At 72.5% G+C, this 14,124-nt stretch carries 16 protein-coding genes; 7 read left to right on the top strand and 9 right to left on the bottom strand.

Features of this window, described 5'->3' with window-relative positions; genetic code table 11:
* Positions 1-12 precede the first annotated feature (12 nt).
* Positions 13-1,404, bottom strand: coding sequence for a 23S rRNA (uracil(1939)-C(5))-methyltransferase RlmD (rlmD, locus tag M3M55_RS02985; protein WP_249011340.1), 1,392 nt, complete (start codon positions 1,402-1,404; stop codon positions 13-15).
* 40 nt (positions 1,405-1,444) lie between these two features.
* Here rlmD and argF point away from each other — a divergent pair, with 40 nt between their 5' ends.
* Positions 1,445-2,335: an ornithine carbamoyltransferase gene (gene argF, locus M3M55_RS02980; RefSeq protein WP_249011339.1), complete on the top strand. Its 891-nt coding sequence runs from the start codon at positions 1,445-1,447 to the stop codon at positions 2,333-2,335.
* A gap of 8 nt (positions 2,336-2,343) precedes the next feature.
* On the opposite strand, the gene M3M55_RS02975 is transcribed toward argF, so the two are convergent.
* The 4 genes from M3M55_RS02975 to thiO are packed head-to-tail and all read right to left on the bottom strand — an operon-like array spanning position 2,344 to position 5,075.
* A complete protein-coding gene (locus tag M3M55_RS02975) occupies positions 2,344-2,847 on the bottom strand; it encodes an ester cyclase (RefSeq protein WP_249011338.1) in 504 nt (167 codons plus the stop codon).
* On the bottom strand, positions 2,844-3,647 hold the full coding sequence (locus M3M55_RS02970) for a thiazole synthase (protein ID WP_249011337.1): 804 nt from the start codon (positions 3,645-3,647) through the stop codon (positions 2,844-2,846). The genes M3M55_RS02975 and M3M55_RS02970 overlap by 4 nt, the downstream gene beginning before the upstream one ends.
* Before the next feature lies 1 nt (position 3,648).
* A complete protein-coding gene (gene thiS, locus M3M55_RS02965; protein WP_249011336.1) occupies positions 3,649-3,855 on the bottom strand; it encodes a sulfur carrier protein ThiS in 207 nt (68 codons plus the stop codon).
* Positions 3,855-5,075, bottom strand: a complete 1,221-nt coding sequence (gene thiO, locus M3M55_RS02960) for a glycine oxidase ThiO (RefSeq protein WP_249011335.1) — start codon at positions 5,073-5,075, stop codon at positions 3,855-3,857. Before thiO ends, thiS begins: the two co-directional genes overlap by 1 nt.
* Before the next feature lie 81 nt (positions 5,076-5,156).
* Here thiO and thiE point away from each other — a divergent pair, with 81 nt between their 5' ends.
* From thiE to M3M55_RS02935, 5 genes are all read left to right on the top strand, one after another.
* The gene (thiE, locus tag M3M55_RS02955; RefSeq protein WP_249011334.1) at positions 5,157-5,774 is read left to right on the top strand and encodes a thiamine phosphate synthase; all 618 of its coding nucleotides are present in this window, start codon (positions 5,157-5,159) and stop codon (positions 5,772-5,774) included.
* 172 nt (positions 5,775-5,946) lie between these two features.
* Entirely contained in the window at positions 5,947-6,438 is a 492-nt protein-coding gene (locus M3M55_RS02950) for a hypothetical protein (RefSeq protein ID WP_249011333.1), read from the top strand.
* Between the two features lie 78 nt (positions 6,439-6,516).
* Positions 6,517-7,887 carry a dihydrolipoyl dehydrogenase gene (gene lpdA, locus M3M55_RS02945; protein WP_249011332.1) on the top strand — a complete coding sequence of 457 codons (1,371 nt, stop codon included), beginning with the start codon at positions 6,517-6,519 and terminating at the stop codon, positions 7,885-7,887.
* On the top strand, positions 7,884-8,594 hold the full coding sequence (locus M3M55_RS02940; protein ID WP_249011331.1) for a 2-oxo acid dehydrogenase subunit E2: 711 nt from the start codon (positions 7,884-7,886) through the stop codon (positions 8,592-8,594). The genes lpdA and M3M55_RS02940 overlap by 4 nt, the downstream gene beginning before the upstream one ends.
* Positions 8,591-9,850 carry a hypothetical protein gene (locus M3M55_RS02935; protein ID WP_249011330.1) on the top strand — a complete coding sequence of 420 codons (1,260 nt, stop codon included), beginning with the start codon at positions 8,591-8,593 and terminating at the stop codon, positions 9,848-9,850. The genes M3M55_RS02940 and M3M55_RS02935 overlap by 4 nt, the downstream gene beginning before the upstream one ends.
* Here M3M55_RS02935 and M3M55_RS02930 read toward each other — a convergent pair.
* On the bottom strand, positions 9,838-10,755 hold the full coding sequence (locus tag M3M55_RS02930; protein WP_249011329.1) for a site-specific DNA-methyltransferase: 918 nt from the start codon (positions 10,753-10,755) through the stop codon (positions 9,838-9,840). The two genes, M3M55_RS02935 and M3M55_RS02930, sit on opposite strands and share 13 nt — an antisense overlap.
* Positions 10,756-10,799: 44 nt before the next feature.
* Here M3M55_RS02930 and M3M55_RS02925 point away from each other — a divergent pair, with 44 nt between their 5' ends.
* Positions 10,800-11,324, top strand: a complete 525-nt coding sequence (locus M3M55_RS02925) for a GtrA family protein (RefSeq protein ID WP_249011328.1) — start codon at positions 10,800-10,802, stop codon at positions 11,322-11,324.
* Here M3M55_RS02925 and M3M55_RS02920 read toward each other — a convergent pair.
* The 3 genes from M3M55_RS02920 to M3M55_RS02910 all read right to left on the bottom strand — a co-directional run bounded on the left by M3M55_RS02920 (position 11,225) and on the right by M3M55_RS02910 (position 14,095).
* Complete coding sequence (locus M3M55_RS02920; RefSeq protein WP_249011327.1) at positions 11,225-12,076, bottom strand: glycosyltransferase family 2 protein; 852 nt, start codon at positions 12,074-12,076, stop codon at positions 11,225-11,227. The genes M3M55_RS02925 and M3M55_RS02920 overlap by 100 nt on opposite strands.
* Complete coding sequence (locus tag M3M55_RS02915; RefSeq protein ID WP_249011326.1) at positions 12,064-12,999, bottom strand: NAD(P)-dependent oxidoreductase; 936 nt, start codon at positions 12,997-12,999, stop codon at positions 12,064-12,066. Before M3M55_RS02915 ends, M3M55_RS02920 begins: the two co-directional genes overlap by 13 nt.
* Before the next feature lie 208 nt (positions 13,000-13,207).
* Positions 13,208-14,095 carry a class I SAM-dependent methyltransferase gene (locus M3M55_RS02910; protein ID WP_249011325.1) on the bottom strand — a complete coding sequence of 296 codons (888 nt, stop codon included), beginning with the start codon at positions 14,093-14,095 and terminating at the stop codon, positions 13,208-13,210.
* Between the last annotated feature and the right edge of the window lie 29 nt (positions 14,096-14,124).

Raw genomic sequence — 14,124 nt, 5'->3', positions numbered from 1 at the left:
TCGAGCTGGGGCTCAGCCGCGGCGTTCGAGCTGGGCCACGCACTCGACGTGCGGGGTCTGGGGGAACATGTCGACGGGACGGACCTTGGTCAGGGTGTAGCCGGCCTCCACGAGCTGAGCAGCATTCGGGGCGAGCGTCGTCGGGTTGCAGGAGACGTAGACGATGCGCCGCGGGGCGGTCTCGATGATCCGGCGGACGATCTTGGGGGACAGCCCCGCGCGCGGTGGGTCGACGACGAGTACGTCAGGACGGCCGGCCCGCTCGTTGAGGTCGCGGAGGACGAGGCGCACGTCCCCGGCGCTGAAGCGGGCGTTGTCGATCTCATTGGCGAGCGCCGCCGCGGCGGCGTCTTCCACCGCGGCGGGGATGATCTCCAGGCCCCAGACCTCGGCCGCCCGTGGGGCCATCATCAGCCCAATCGTGCCGATCCCGCAGTAGAGGTCATAGACCCGCTCAAAGCCGGTCAGCTGGGCGTACTCGATCGCGAGTCCGTAGAGGCGCTCGGCCATCTCGGTGTTCGTCTGAAAGAACGCCTCCGGGGAGATCGCCAGCTCGAGGCCGCCGAGTGCTTCGGGGAGCTTGGGCGAACCCTTGAGCAGGTCGGTGATCCCGCCCTGGGTCGTTTCGGCGAGCGCCTCCGTACGGGTCCACAGGAGCGTGTCCGCGGACGGGGTCGCCGCACACAGCTCGGCCCGGTCGAGCTGTCCCGGAGTCGTCGGGCCGGTGACGAGCCGCACCTGCAACTGTCCGCTTCGGCGCCCCTCCCGGATGACGAGGTTGCGCAGGAAGCCGGTGCCGCGGCGGCGGTCATAGGCGGCCAGGCCGCGGGCGCGACAGAAGTCGACGACCTCCTCCCGAGCCCGGTTGGAGGCCTCAGAGGCGAGCAGGCAGTCACGCACCTCGACGATCTCCTCCCATCGTCCGGGGGCGTGGAAGCCGCAGATGAGGCGCCCAGGACCGTCGCCCGGGGCGCCGGTCGGGTCATCGCCGAAGGAGTACTCGAGCTTGTTGCGGTAGCGCCAGGGCTCGAGCGCGGGCACGATCGGCTCGATCACGAACCCGTCGAGGCGGCCGATCCGGCGCAGCGCGTCCTCCACCTGTTCCTGTTTGATCGCCAGCTGACGCTCGTAGGGGAGGACCTGCCAGGGCGCCCCGGGGTGGTCGGCCACGGGGGCGACCCGGTCCGGGCTGGGCTCGAGCACCTCGACGGCCCGCGCCTCCGCGTAGGCCCGTTTGGCCTTCGTCACCTCCGCGAGCACGCGGTCGCCGGGCAGACCACCGGCGACGAACAGCACGTACCCGTCGCTGCGGGCGACCCCGGCGCCACCGTGGGCGAGTGAGTCGATGCGCAGCTCGAGACGCTCGCCGCGCTGGGGTCGAGTGGCACTGCGTGGCGGTTCCATGCGAGGCAGGGTAGAGCTGTCGAGCCGGTACTCTGGCCCGGTGCGTCTCACCCACTACCTGACCGGGGCGGAGCTGACGGGCACCGAGACCGCCGCGCTGCTGCGCCGGGCCCGGGAGCTGAAGGCGGCGCCGCTGCACTCGCGGGCCCTGGCGGGCGCGAGCGTCGCGCTCATCTTCGAGCGGCCGTCGACGCGGACGCGGGTGAGCTTTGAGGTTGGCGTCAGCGAGCTCGGCGGCCATCCGGTGATCCTCCGCGGGGAGGAGATGCAGCTGTCACGGGGCGAATCACTCCGCGACACCGCGCTCGTCCTCTCCCGCCACGTCGCGGCGATCGGAATCCGGACCGGCCCGGACGAGACCGTGGAGGAGCTCGCCGCCCACGCGAGCGTCCCGGTGATCAACCTGCTCACCCGCGACCACCACCCCTGTCAGGCGCTCGCGGACCTGCTCACTCTCGATGAGGAGTTCGGACACCTCGACGGGCTCAAGCTCGCCTACGTCGGGGACGGCAACAACGTCGCCCGGTCACTGGCGATCGTCGGTGCCCGGGTCGGGGTGACCGTCGCCGTCGCCGCGCCGCCCGGCCATCAGCTCGACCCCGTCGCCGGGGCGATCCTCACCGACGATCCCTATGAGGCCGTCGCCGGGGCCAACGCCGTCTACACGGACGTGTGGGTGTCGATGAACGACGCTCCCGAGACCGCCGCGGCCCGGCGGGAGGCGCTCGCCCCTTACCGCCTCGACGGCCGGCTGCTCGCCGCCGCGGCCCCCGGCGCGATCGCGCTGCACTGCCTGCCCGCTCACCCCGGCGAGGAGATCACCGAGGAGGTGCTCTACGGCGAGCGCCAGCGGATCTGGAATCAGGCCGAGAACCGCCGCCACGCCCAGAAGGCGCTGCTGGAACGGCTGATCAGCGGCCCGCCGGCGTGAGGTCGGCCTCAGCGGCCGGCACGGAGCCCGAAGCCGCGCAGCATCAGCAGCGCCCGCTCAGACAGCGTCCCCCGGGAGGGGAGGACACCCAGCTGGGTCGCCGCGTCGTAGAGGTCGAAGAAGGCGCGGACGCGCAGCAGCCGTCCCCGTTCGGTCTGGCAGTAGAAGACCATCGGTACGGCCAGGAACTTCTGGGTCGCCGGGAGCGCCTCGAGCGGACCGGTGTTCGTCGCCAGCAGCCGGGCGGGGGCGGCGATGAACCGCTCCGCCGACAGGCGGGCGCCCGAGCGTTCGAGGCGGGCGTCCGGGAACGCCGTCCACAGCCGCTGGGCGTGGCCGCCGAGGGCGGCCGGCCCGGTGAGCGGGGCGATCACGAGCGGATCCTCGTAGCTGACGTTCGCGGTGCAGATCGCGACGAACGCCGCCGGGTCCCGGGCCGACCACGCCTCCTCCCAGGCGTCGATCAGCTGATCGACGCTGAGCCGGCGCGGTTCCATCTCCGTGTCGCTCACCCGCGCGCCCTCGCGGCCGGCGAGCGCAGGTCGGCGAGGCCGGCGCGCGGGCTCGAAGCCCGGGCGTATCGGCGCTGGGGGATCCGCCCGGCGGAGCGGGCGAGGGCGCCCGCCTCCACCCCGAGTCGGATCGCCGCGGCCATCGCCACCGGGTCGTGGGCCCGGGAGATCGCCGAGGCACAGAGGACCGCGTCACAGCCGAGCTCGAGGGCGAGGGTCGCATCCGAGGCGGTGCCGACCCCGGCGTCGAGGATCACCGGAACCTCGGCCTGGTCGATGATCAGGGCGAGGTTGTACGGGTTGGTGATCCCCATCCCGCTGCCGATCGGGGCGCCGAGCGGCATCACCGCGGCACAGCCGACATCCGCGAGACGCCGGGCGAGGACAGGGTCGTCGCTCGTGTAGGGGAGGACGGTGAACCCGTCGGCGACGAGCGTCTCGGCGGCGGCGAGCAGTTCGACGGCGTCGGGCATCAGCGTGTGCTCGTCCCCGATCACCTCGAGCTTGATCCAGTCGGTTCCGAGCGCCTCCCGGGCGAGGCGGGCGGTGCTGAGCGCGTCCTGTGCCGTGAAACAGCCGGCGGTGTTGGGGAGCACGTCGACGCCGCAGCGCTCGAGGACATCGAGGATCGACCCGTGCGCGGCGGGATCGAGCCGGCGCAGAGCGACCGTGCACAGCTCGGTCCCGGCGGCGGTGAGCGCCTCGGCCATCACCTCATGGTTGTCAAAGCCGCCGCTCCCGAGGATGAGCCGGGATCCGAAGGTCCGGCCGGCGATGCGGAGGGGCGCAGGCGCGGGCACGTCAGCCTCCCTGCACGGCGACGAGGACCTCGACGCATGCGTCTGGGGCGAGCGGTGTCTCCCCCCAGACGGCGCGGGGCACGACCACGCCGTCGACGGCGACGGCGACCCCGCGACCATCGGCGCGGACTCCGAGGGTGCCGATCAGACCGGCGACGGTCGTCCCGACCGGAAGGTCCCGCGGCTCGCCGTTGAGGATGATCTCCATCAGCCCTCGACTCCCGGCCCTGCGGCGAGGGCCGCGGCGGTCTCCGCCGCTTCGGCGGCCCCGCCGGCGGGCGCGGCTGCGCTGACGCTCGCGCGCCCGGGCGTCGCAGCCTCGGCCCCCTCGGGCGGGGTCTCGCCGAGGATCGCTGCAACGACGATCGCCGCCGTCAGCGGAGTGAGCAGCACGCCGTGGCGGTGGTGGCCGGTCGCCCAGAGCAGCCGGTCGAGCACCGGAGAGGGACCGATGATCGGCAGGTTGTCGGCCGTTCCCGGCCGGATCCCGGCGTTGAGCTCGTCGATCCGCCACTCTGCCGCACCGGGCACGAGCTCGATCGCATCCGACAGCAGAGCGAAGATCGCTCCGGCGGTGATCGACGTATCGAACCCGCGTTCCTCGACGCTGGCTCCGAGGATGTAGCGGCCGTCCCCCCGGGGGACGAGGTAGCCCGGCTGCATCCGCAGGACCCGATCGATCAGCCCGGGCCCGGCCGGGTCACTGAGCGTGACGATCTGGCCCTTGACCGGCCGCAGGGCGACACGAGCGGTGGGGGGCAGGCCGGCGATCTGGCCCGACCACGGCCCGGCGGCGACGACGACCTGGCCGGCGGCGAGGCTCTCGCCGGTGTCGAGGCGGACACCGTGGACGGTCTCATGGGAGACGCTGAGGGCGGCGACCTCCACGGCGGTCCGCAGCTCGCCGCCGGCTCGGGTGAAGGCGCGCGTGAGAGCAACGGTGAGGGCGCGGGGGTCCACCGCGTGATCGTCGGGAATGTCGAGGGCGAGACGGAGGGTCGGGGCGAGCGCCGGCTCGAGCCGGCGCGCCTCGGAGGGGAGCAGCCGGGTGACGGGACGGCCGAGCCGCTCACGGAAGGCGAGGTCCCGGTCAAGCACCGCCGCCTCATCCCCGTCGCGAGCGAGGAACAGGGATCCGCAGCGCCGGAAGCCGACGCTGAGGCCCGTCTCGGACTCGAGCTCCCCGGTGAACGCCGGATACATGTCCGCGCTCGCGAGGCCGAGCGTGAGGAGCGCCGGTTCAGTCGGGGAGGCCTCACTGACCGGGGCGATCATGCCGGCGGCGACCCGTGAGGTCTGCCGCGCCGGCGCGGCGTCCCGCTCGAGCACGCAGACGCTGAGTCCGCGCTGGCGCAGGCGCCAACCGACGGCGAGGCCGATGACTCCGCCGCCGACGATCAGGACATCATGTGGGCTCGTCTCACTCATCGCCAGCTTCCGGCAAGGCTAGTGATCCCTCCGGGCCGACGGTGCCGCCCACCGGCCGGGAGGGAGTGGCACACTGGTCAGGTGCCTCTGCGCGCCCGCCTCTACCTCGTCACCGGCGCGATCTCCGACGACCGCCTCACCGCCGCCCTCGCCGGTGGCGTCGACATCGTGCAGCTACGGCTCAAGGACGCCGATGACGACGCGATCCTCGCCCAGGCCGCCCGGGTCCAGGCGGTCTGTCGCCGGTATCGAGTTCCGTTTCTGCTCAACGACCGTCCCGATCTCGCCCGCGCCGCCGGGGCCGACGGGGTCCATCTCGGCCAGGAGGACATGCCCGTCGCCGAGGCCCGGGCCCTGCTCGGTCCCGACGCGATCATCGGGCTGTCGACGCACACCCCGGCCCAGGTCGACGCCGCGGAGGCGCTGGCGATCGACTACTTCGCCGTCGGCCCGATCCACGCAACCCCGACCAAGCCGGGGCGCCCGGCCGTCGGAGAGGCGCTCATTCGCTATGCCGCGTCACGGGCGGTGACCCCGTTCTTCGCCATCGGCGGAATCGACACCTCGACGGTCATCGCCGCGCGGGCCGCGGGGGCACACGCGGTCGCGGTGGTGCGGGCGATCACCGACGCGTCCGACCCGACGGCGGCTGCAGCCGCGCTGAGAGCCGCACTGGAGGCCGGGGATGAGCCAGCGTAAGCGCAGGCCCGGCGGGCGCCGGGCGGGCGCCCCAACCGCCTCCCGATCCGCGAACCCGACGGCGATCCCGGCCCCGCCCGGGGGGCCCGGCCCCCGCATGCCATCCACGCCCGCGCCGGCGCGCCCGGCACCCCCCACCGCGCCAGGACACCCATCCCGCCCCCCCGTGCCGGTGGGGTCCCCGATCCCCCCCGTGCCCGCGGACGGGGACTGGGTCGCGCGCTATGCCGCCCGCGCGGAGGCGCGCAACGCCGAGGCGCGGGCGCGGATCGTCCCGCTCGGCAGGGGCGAGCAGCCCTGGCCGCTGCGGATCGCGATCGGCCTCGCGCTCGTCTTCTCCCTTGGCACCCTCGTGCTGATGGTCGCCGGGGTCAAGGTCGACCACCGCTCGCCGTCGGCGAGCTGGATCCTCTACGTCGTGGTGATGTTCGCCTGCGCGGTCGGGATGTGGAAGCACTGGTTCCAGGCGGTGCTCGCGTTCATGTGCCTGCTCGCGATCGCCCTCGTCATCCTCTCCGCCCTCCTGCTGCGCTTCTCCAATCTGCTCGGTCTGATCGTCCCGCTGGTGCTGATCACCCTCGGCGGAACCCTGTTCTGGAAGCTGGTCGGGGTCCTCGGGCGGATCCAGATGCCACAGCGACCGTCCCCCTCGGCCAAGGGCTGACCCGGCGGAGAGGGGCGGGCGACCGTCAACGGCCGCCCGCCTCAGACGCCGTAGGCGGCCGTCTTATAGGCTGGTCCCGTGTCTGACTCCACATACGACTGCATCGTGATCGGCTCTGGCCCGGGCGGTTACGTCACCGCGATCAGGGCCGCCCAGCTGGGATTCCGAACGGCCGTGGTCGAGAAGGACAAGATCGGCGGACGCTGTCTCAACTACGCATGTATTCCGGCCAAGGCGGTCCTGCGGGTCGCTGACGTCGCCGCGGAGATCGCCGAGGCCGCCGATTACGGGATCACCACCTCCGCGCCGACGATCGACTTCTCCGCGGTGATCGAGCGACGCAACCGCGTCGTCTCCACCCTCACCGGCGGCGTCTCAAGCCTGCTGAAGAAGAACGCCGTCGACGTGATCGAGGGTGTCGCCGCCCTCGCCCCTGGCCCGGCGGTCACCGTCGGTGGTCATGAGTACGCCGCGCGCGTGGTCATCCTCGCGACCGGATCGGTCAAGCGCCCGATCCCGGGAACGTCGTTCGGCGGCCGCGTGATCGGAACCGAGGAGGCGTGGGCGCTGCCAGAGTTGCCGCGCCGCCTGGCGGTGATCGGCTCGGGGGCCTCCGGGTCGGAGATCGCCTCCGCCTACGCCCGGCTCGGCTCCGAGGTGCAGCTGTTCGAGGCCCTCGACCGGGTCCTGCCGACCGAGGACGCAGACATCTCGCGGATCGCCGAGCGCGGCTTCAAGAAGCAGGGGATCGACGTTCACACCGGCGTGCTCGTCGCTGACGTCGCATCGGGGGAGACCTCCGTGAGCTTCCGCTACGGGGAGGCGACCGGGGAGGCCGACTGGGTCGTGATCGCCGCCGGGCGGGGCCCGGACGTCGACGCCCTCGGGCTCGAGGCCGCCGGGATCGCCCTCGACGATCGTGGTCTGATCCGCGTCGACGCGACGATGAAGACGAGCGTGCCCGGGATCTACGCGATCGGGGACATCGTTCCCGGCCCGGCGCTCGCTCACAAGGCCTCAGACGAGGGGATCATCGCGATCGAGGACGCCGCCGGGCTGGCGACGCACCCGATCAGCTACCAGGACGTTCCGCGGGCGACCTTCTGCACACCGAACGTCGCCAGCTTCGGCCTCACCGAGGCACAGGCCCGGGAGCAGGGCCATGACGTCGTCGTCGGCAAGGTCCCCTACGGGGCGGTCGGTGCCGGCACCGTCTACGGCGACCGCACCGGCCAGGTGAAGATCGTCGGGGACCGGACCTACGGTGAGCTGCTCGGGGCCCACATCGTCGGCGCCAAGGCGACCGACCTGATCCAGGAGCTCGTCAACACCAAGGCGCTCGAGGGCGGCTACCCCGAGGTGGCACGGATCGTCCACGGACACCCGACCATGTCCGAGGCGCTCGCTGAGGCGGCCCGGGCCGCGGACGGATGGCTGATCCACGGGTGAGCGGGACCGAGCCCGCGGGGCCCGAGCCCGTGGTCGACCCCGAGACCGCTCCGCTGCGGGGGATCCCGACCCTCCTCACCCCGAGCCGCCTCGAGCGGACCGTCGCCCGTCGCAGCGCGGAAATCCGGGCGACGGTCCCCGACGCGGACTACAGCCTGACCGTGCCCGCCGACGGACTCGTCGAAGCCGCCGCGGCGGAGGATGTTCCGGCGGTGGCGCTGCTGATCGCCGCGGTCGCCCGCGCCCTCACGCGGGTGCCGCGTCTCAACGCCGGCTATCGCGACGGCCGCGGGGAGCTGTACTCTCGCGTGAACCTCGGCGTGACCATCGCCGCTGAAGGGGTGTACGTGGTGCCGACCCTGTTCAACTGCGAGACAAAACCCGCGAACCTGATCGCCGCCGAACTGGCCGACTACCGGGCCCGCGCGCTCGCGGACCGGCTCGAGTCCGCGGAGCTGGCGGGGGGCACCTTCACCGTCGCCGACTTCGGTGCCGACGGTCTCACCGCCGGTACCCCGCTCGTCGTCGGCGGCCAGGCCGGGGCGCTCGGGATCGGCGCGATCCGGGCGGTGCCCGTCGTGCGCGACGGCGCCGTGGTCCCCGGTCACGAGATCACGCTCACCCTCGCGGTCGACCACCGGATCGTGCAGTCGTCCGATGCCGGCCGGTTTCTCGCCGCCGTGGCGGAGGAGGTGGCGGGCACATGAGCGAGCGCGACCTCGACACGCTCGCAGAGAGCTACGCGGCCGCGGGCCGGGAGGAGCTGCTCGCGCGGTTCCGCAACGCCTACGCCCACGCGCTCGGCACCCAGGGCGACCTCGTCAGCTTCGATGCCGAGCGGATCGAGGCGATGGTCGAGCGCTCAGCCGCGGAGGCTGACGGGCTGCAGTGGCGCCGCGCTCTCGCCGGCGTCGCCGCCCGAGACCTTGGGATCGACCTCGGCTCCGCCCTCACCCATCCGGCGGTGACCCGCGCCCACCAGTTGAGCGGCGCGCCGTCGTATGAGTCGGCTCTCGCCGCCCTCGCCGTCCCGATCCCAACGCCGATCAGCGCCCACGCGACGGTGACCGCACGGCCCGTCCCCGCTCCACTCACGCCAGCGCCGACGCCGACGCCGACGCCGACGCCGACGATCTCCGCTGAGCCTGCGTCGGCCCCGGCAGCCGCCGGTCCCGAGCCTGTGGTCTCCGTCGAGCTTGAGCCGACCGCCGTCGACGCCGGTCCCGAGCCTCTGATCCCCACCGATCCGGAGCCAGCCCCGAGCGTCGCGGCGCCCGCCCCCGCGCCCACGCCGGCCGACATGCCGGCGGCCGGACCACCCGCCGAGGCGAGCTCGACGCCGAAGTCCGCAGCGACTCCCCCATCCCCGACGATCGTCATCCCGTCCGCGATCCCCGCCCCCGCCGAGCCGGTCGCCGACAGCGCGCCCGAGTCGCGTGAGGAGGTCCTCTCCCATCGCGCCGACGACTTCGCCGCCGAGTTCATGGCCGGTACCGGCCCGTCCACCCCCAGCACGACCGAGGACGACCCCGAGCCGGCCGAGGACCCGTCAGCGGCCGTGCTGTGGGCTCGGGACACCACCGAGAACGAGGATGAGGTCGCCGCCCCCATGGGCGGCGACACCTTTGAGCACGAGGCCGTTCCGGTAGGAGGCGAGGCCGCGTTTGCGGCAGTCCACCTCGGAGGGGTGGCGAGCCTGCCGACCGCCGGGGAGGTCGACGTGCACCTCTCCGCCGACGGTCTCGACCTGCTCGAGGTGAGCGGAGAGATCCTCGGACGGCTCGGGTGGGCCGACATCTCCGCTCTCGAGGTGACCGTCCCACACGGACGGCGCCGCCGCAAGGGCGCCCCGCGGCTCGTCGTCCACACCGCCGGGGGCAGCGCTCGCTTTGAGGTGCCGGGGCTGTCCGGTGAGGAGCTCCAGGCCCAGGTCGCGCCCCTGATGGACCGCTACGGACACTGAGACGGCGGACCGTCCGGGGGCGCGAGCGCCTGCGGGTCGAGACCCAGACGGGCGGCGGCGATCTCGATCGCGACCGGGTTGGCGTCGATGAGGACGAAGTGGCGCCCGAGGGCGGCGGCGACCGCTCCGAGGGTGCCCGACCCGCTGAACGGGTCCAGGCACCACCCGCCCGGGCAGGAGGACGCCGCGACGATGCGCCGCAGCACCCCCTCGGGCTTCTGGGTCGGGTAGCCGGTCTTCTCCCGGCCGTTGGTCGGGACGATCGTGTGGAACCAGACGTCGGTCGGACGTTTGCCGCGCGCCGCCTTCTCCGGGGTGACGAGGCCTGGGGCCATGTAGGGCTCGCGCTCGACCGCGTCGGCGTCGAAGTGGTGCGCGCCGGGCGTGCGGACGTAGACGAGGATCGTGTCGTGCTTGGCCGGCCAGCGCCGTCGCGGCTTGGCGCCGTAGTCGTAGGCCCAGATCAGCTCGTTGAGGAACGCCTCACGGCCGAAGATCTCGTCGAGGAGCAACTTGCAGTAGTGCGCCTCGCGGTAGTCGATGTGGAAGTACAGGCTGCCGTGGGGGGCGAGCAGCTCCCGGCAGCGACGCAGGCGCGGCTCGAGGAAGCTGAGGTAGTCGCTGAAGCGATCCTCGTAGCTCAGCTGCGACAACAGCGTCGAGCGGTAGCGGCGGCCCCCGAAGCCGGTGCGCTCCCCCGCCGCGGCGCCGGCCTCGGGCGCCGACTCCACCGGACGCACCCTGATGCTCTGGCGGGCCTGGGCATGACCGGTGTTGAACGGCGGGTCGAGGTAGATGAGGTCGAACCCGCCGGACGGGAGGGCCGCCAGCGCCGGCAGGTTGTCACCCCACAGCAACCGGTCCTCCAACAGGGTCGCGAGATCGGCGCTGGCGATCGTTCTCACCGGTGGATACCCTGAGGGCAGTGACTCAAGGCCCACACCAGCCGGTGAGCTCGGAGACCCTCTATGAGCGACTGACGTCCTCCCGGTTCTTCGGCAAGATCGCCAAATACTCGATCGGCTCGGTGATCGCGCTCGGCACGAGCACGGTCGTCTTCGAGCTGCTGTTGCTCGTGGGGTCGAACAACACGACGATCGACTCGATCGCCGCGTTCGTAGCGGGCGCGGTGCCCAACTGGATCCTCAACCGTCGCTGGGCCTGGCAGCAGACCGGCGACATGGACGTGCTGCGGGAGATCGTCGGCTACACGATCGTGTCGGTGATCGCGCTCGCCGCCTCCTCGCTCGGAACCGGACTGATGCAGGATTACGTCCAGGGTCACGTCGCGGCCAACAGCGGGCTGCGGTCGCTGCTCGTCACCGGCGCCTACGTGCTTGTACAAGCGCTGCTCTTCGTCGTGAAGTTCGTGATCTACGACCGCTGGGTGTTCACCGGGGAGAGCCGGTTCCGGGCGGCGTGGCGGTCCCGGCGCCAGGTCCTGAAGGCAGCGCGGGCGAACCGCACCCCATAGCCGAGGTTGTTGCCCTTCTTCGTGCCCGTCGCGTGGGTGCCGCGGTCGCGCATCGTCGTCGGGACCTCGGTGAGGCGGAAACCGTTGAGGGCCGCAGAGATCTGGAGCTCTGAGGCCTGATACTGGCGCTGCTCGAGAGTGACCGCGGCGGTCACCTCCGCGCGCATCGCCCGCAGGCCGCAGGCCGGGTCGGTGATCCGGTGGCGGGTGAACAGGGTGAGGATCGCCCCGAACACGATCACCCCCAGGTGCCGGGTGAAGTCGGTCGTCAGCTCGGTCCCGAGCCGGCGTGACCCGGACACGAAGTCGGCCTGGCCGGCGAGGATCGGCGCGACGACCGCGGCGATCTCCGCGGTCTCATACTGGCCGTCGGCGTCGATCGTCGCGATGATCTGAGCGCCCCGGGCGCGAGCGAGCCAGTAGCCCAGGCGGAGCGCCGCCCCCTGTCCGCGATTGACCGGCACGTCACAGACGAGTGCGCCGGCGCCGCGCGCCTGGCCGGCCGTGTCGTCGCTGGCACCGTCGACGACGACGATCACCTCGAGGGCGAGCCCGGCCGCCTCCCGGGGCACCTCGGCCACCACCTCAGCCACGGTCGGCTCCTCATTGAAGGCGGGGATGACGACGGCAAGGGGCGCACCCGCGCCGGCCGGATGGGCAAGCAGGAACGCGCGGGCGGCGTCCCGTTCGGCCGGTTCGAGCCGGGCGAGCTCGCGCTCGAGCTCGAAGGGTTCGGGGGTCACGGTGCGCACGCGCCGCCGAGGTCGAGGTCCCGCCACTCGTCCCAGACACCCTGGACCCCGGTCCGAAAGTCATAGCGTGGCGTCCAGCCGAGGACGCGGGCGTGCCCGTTGTCGACGATCACCGCCGGCATCTCCCCGGCCTTGGCGGGACCGTGTCCGACGGGGAACTCCGCCCCGGTGATCGCCTTGACCTGCGCGACGACATCGAGCACCGACAGCGAGGTTCCCGACCCGATCACGACCGGCCCGGACCAGCGCTCGTCGGTAAGCGCGGCCGTCACCGCGGCAACGACGTCGAGGGAGTGGACGTAGTCCCGAACCTGGCTGCCGTCACCGTAGATCTCAAAGGACCGACCCAGGCGGATGCAACGCATCAGCCGGGCGACGATGCTGTCCTTTGCCTGCATGCCGGGCCCGTACACGTTCGTCAACCGGATCGCCGTGCAGCGCAGCCCGTACACCTCGGTGTAGGCCGACATCAGCATCTCCCCGGCCGCTTTGGTCGCACCGTAAGGGGTCATCGGGGCGAGTCGCTGGCCCTCGGTGATCTTCGGGGCGGTCATCGGCCCGGTCACCGCGTTCGTCGAGGCGAAGGCAAGCGCGCCCACCCCGGCTTCGCGGGCTCCCTCGAGGAGTCGGTGGGTGCCCGCGACGTTCGTCTGATAGGTGAGCTCAGGCTGCTCGATTGACTTGAGCACCGAGGTCACCGCCGCAAGGTGAACGACCCCGTCGATCGTGAGGTCCTCGAAGCACCGCTCGATCGTCGCCGGGTCGGCGATGTCACCGATGATCACGTCGACGCCCGGGTCAGGGTGGGCGACGAGGTCGACGACGCGAATGCGCGCGCCCGCCTCAGTGAGGGAGCGGACGACCTGGCGACCGATGAACCCGGACCCGCCGGTGACGAGGACGGTGCTGCCGGCCAGGTTCACGGCCGGTCCTGCCGTGACGCGGCCGGCTGGGGAACAAGCACTGAGATGGTCATGTGATGTCGGTTCCGATCACTCGCTCGGCGGACGTCAGCGGCCGCACGATCACCGCCCGGAGCGAAAGAGGATGGGGTGGGCCGCCCGGGGCGCGAGCGGGGGAGGATAGCCGACACCGTGGGGCACGCCGAAGTTGGACGCCGCCCAGCACGGTTCAGCGCGGCCGGGCGGTGACCTCCATGATGTCACCGGGGACGATGCGGACGGTCCGCTCAGCGGTCCCGGTGGCCGTGAGGAGGTGACGCAGCGGGCCGGCGGCGGGCAACCCGGCCCGACGCCAGCGGTCGGCGGCGAAACGAAGGCTGACGCGGCGACCGACCTTCTGATGGGTGATGACGGTGAACCCGGTGTCGCCGAGCAGCCGTGTGAGCGTGGCGCAGGAGAAGAAGTGGTAGTGGTCGGGGATGAGCTGGCGCCAGCGCCCGGGCGCGATCCGGAAGAAGACGCTGTCGACCGTCGGGGTCTCGATCATGAGCACCCCGTCCGGGGCGATCAGCTCGCGGACGACATCGAGACCCGCTCGCGGCGAATCGAGATGCTCGAGCACATGGAACATCGTCACTGCCCGGTACCCGCCGGGCGGGGCGCTGAGCCGGTCCAGTGCCGTGTTCTGCACGCGGAGGCCACGGGCGACCGCCTGCCCGGCGGTCGCCGGATCCGGCTCGACCCCCTCGGCGTCGAAGCGCTCGCCGGCGACAGCGAGGAAGTCCCCGAGCGCCGCCCCGACGTCAAGCAGCCGGCCACCGGAGACGTGGCGGAGGAGACGCTCGAGGCGCTCGCGCTGGGCCGCCTCCCGCAACGACGGGGCCTCGCCCTCCTCGACGCCGACGTCGACGATGCCGAGCGCGCGGATCCGGTCGGCGAGGGCGGCGGTCCGGGCCGGATCGGCCCCGGTGAAGGTGAAACCGCGGGAACGGACGGCGACGAACAGGTGGCCGCACTCGGCGCAGCGGACGAGCGGCCCGTCGAGGCGCGGTGAGCGGAGAAAGAGACGGGCCCGCGGGGAGCCGCAGACATCACAGCGTCCGAAGCGGCCGTCCACCCCGCGCACGGTAGCCGCTGAAGCCCGCG

The sequence above is a fragment of the Conexibacter sp. DBS9H8 genome, assembly GCF_023330685.1.
Lineage (GTDB): Bacteria > Actinomycetota > Thermoleophilia > Solirubrobacterales > Solirubrobacteraceae > Palsa-465.
Note: the sequence above shows the minus strand (reverse complement) of the source record. Positions and strands in the feature narration are given on the sequence as shown.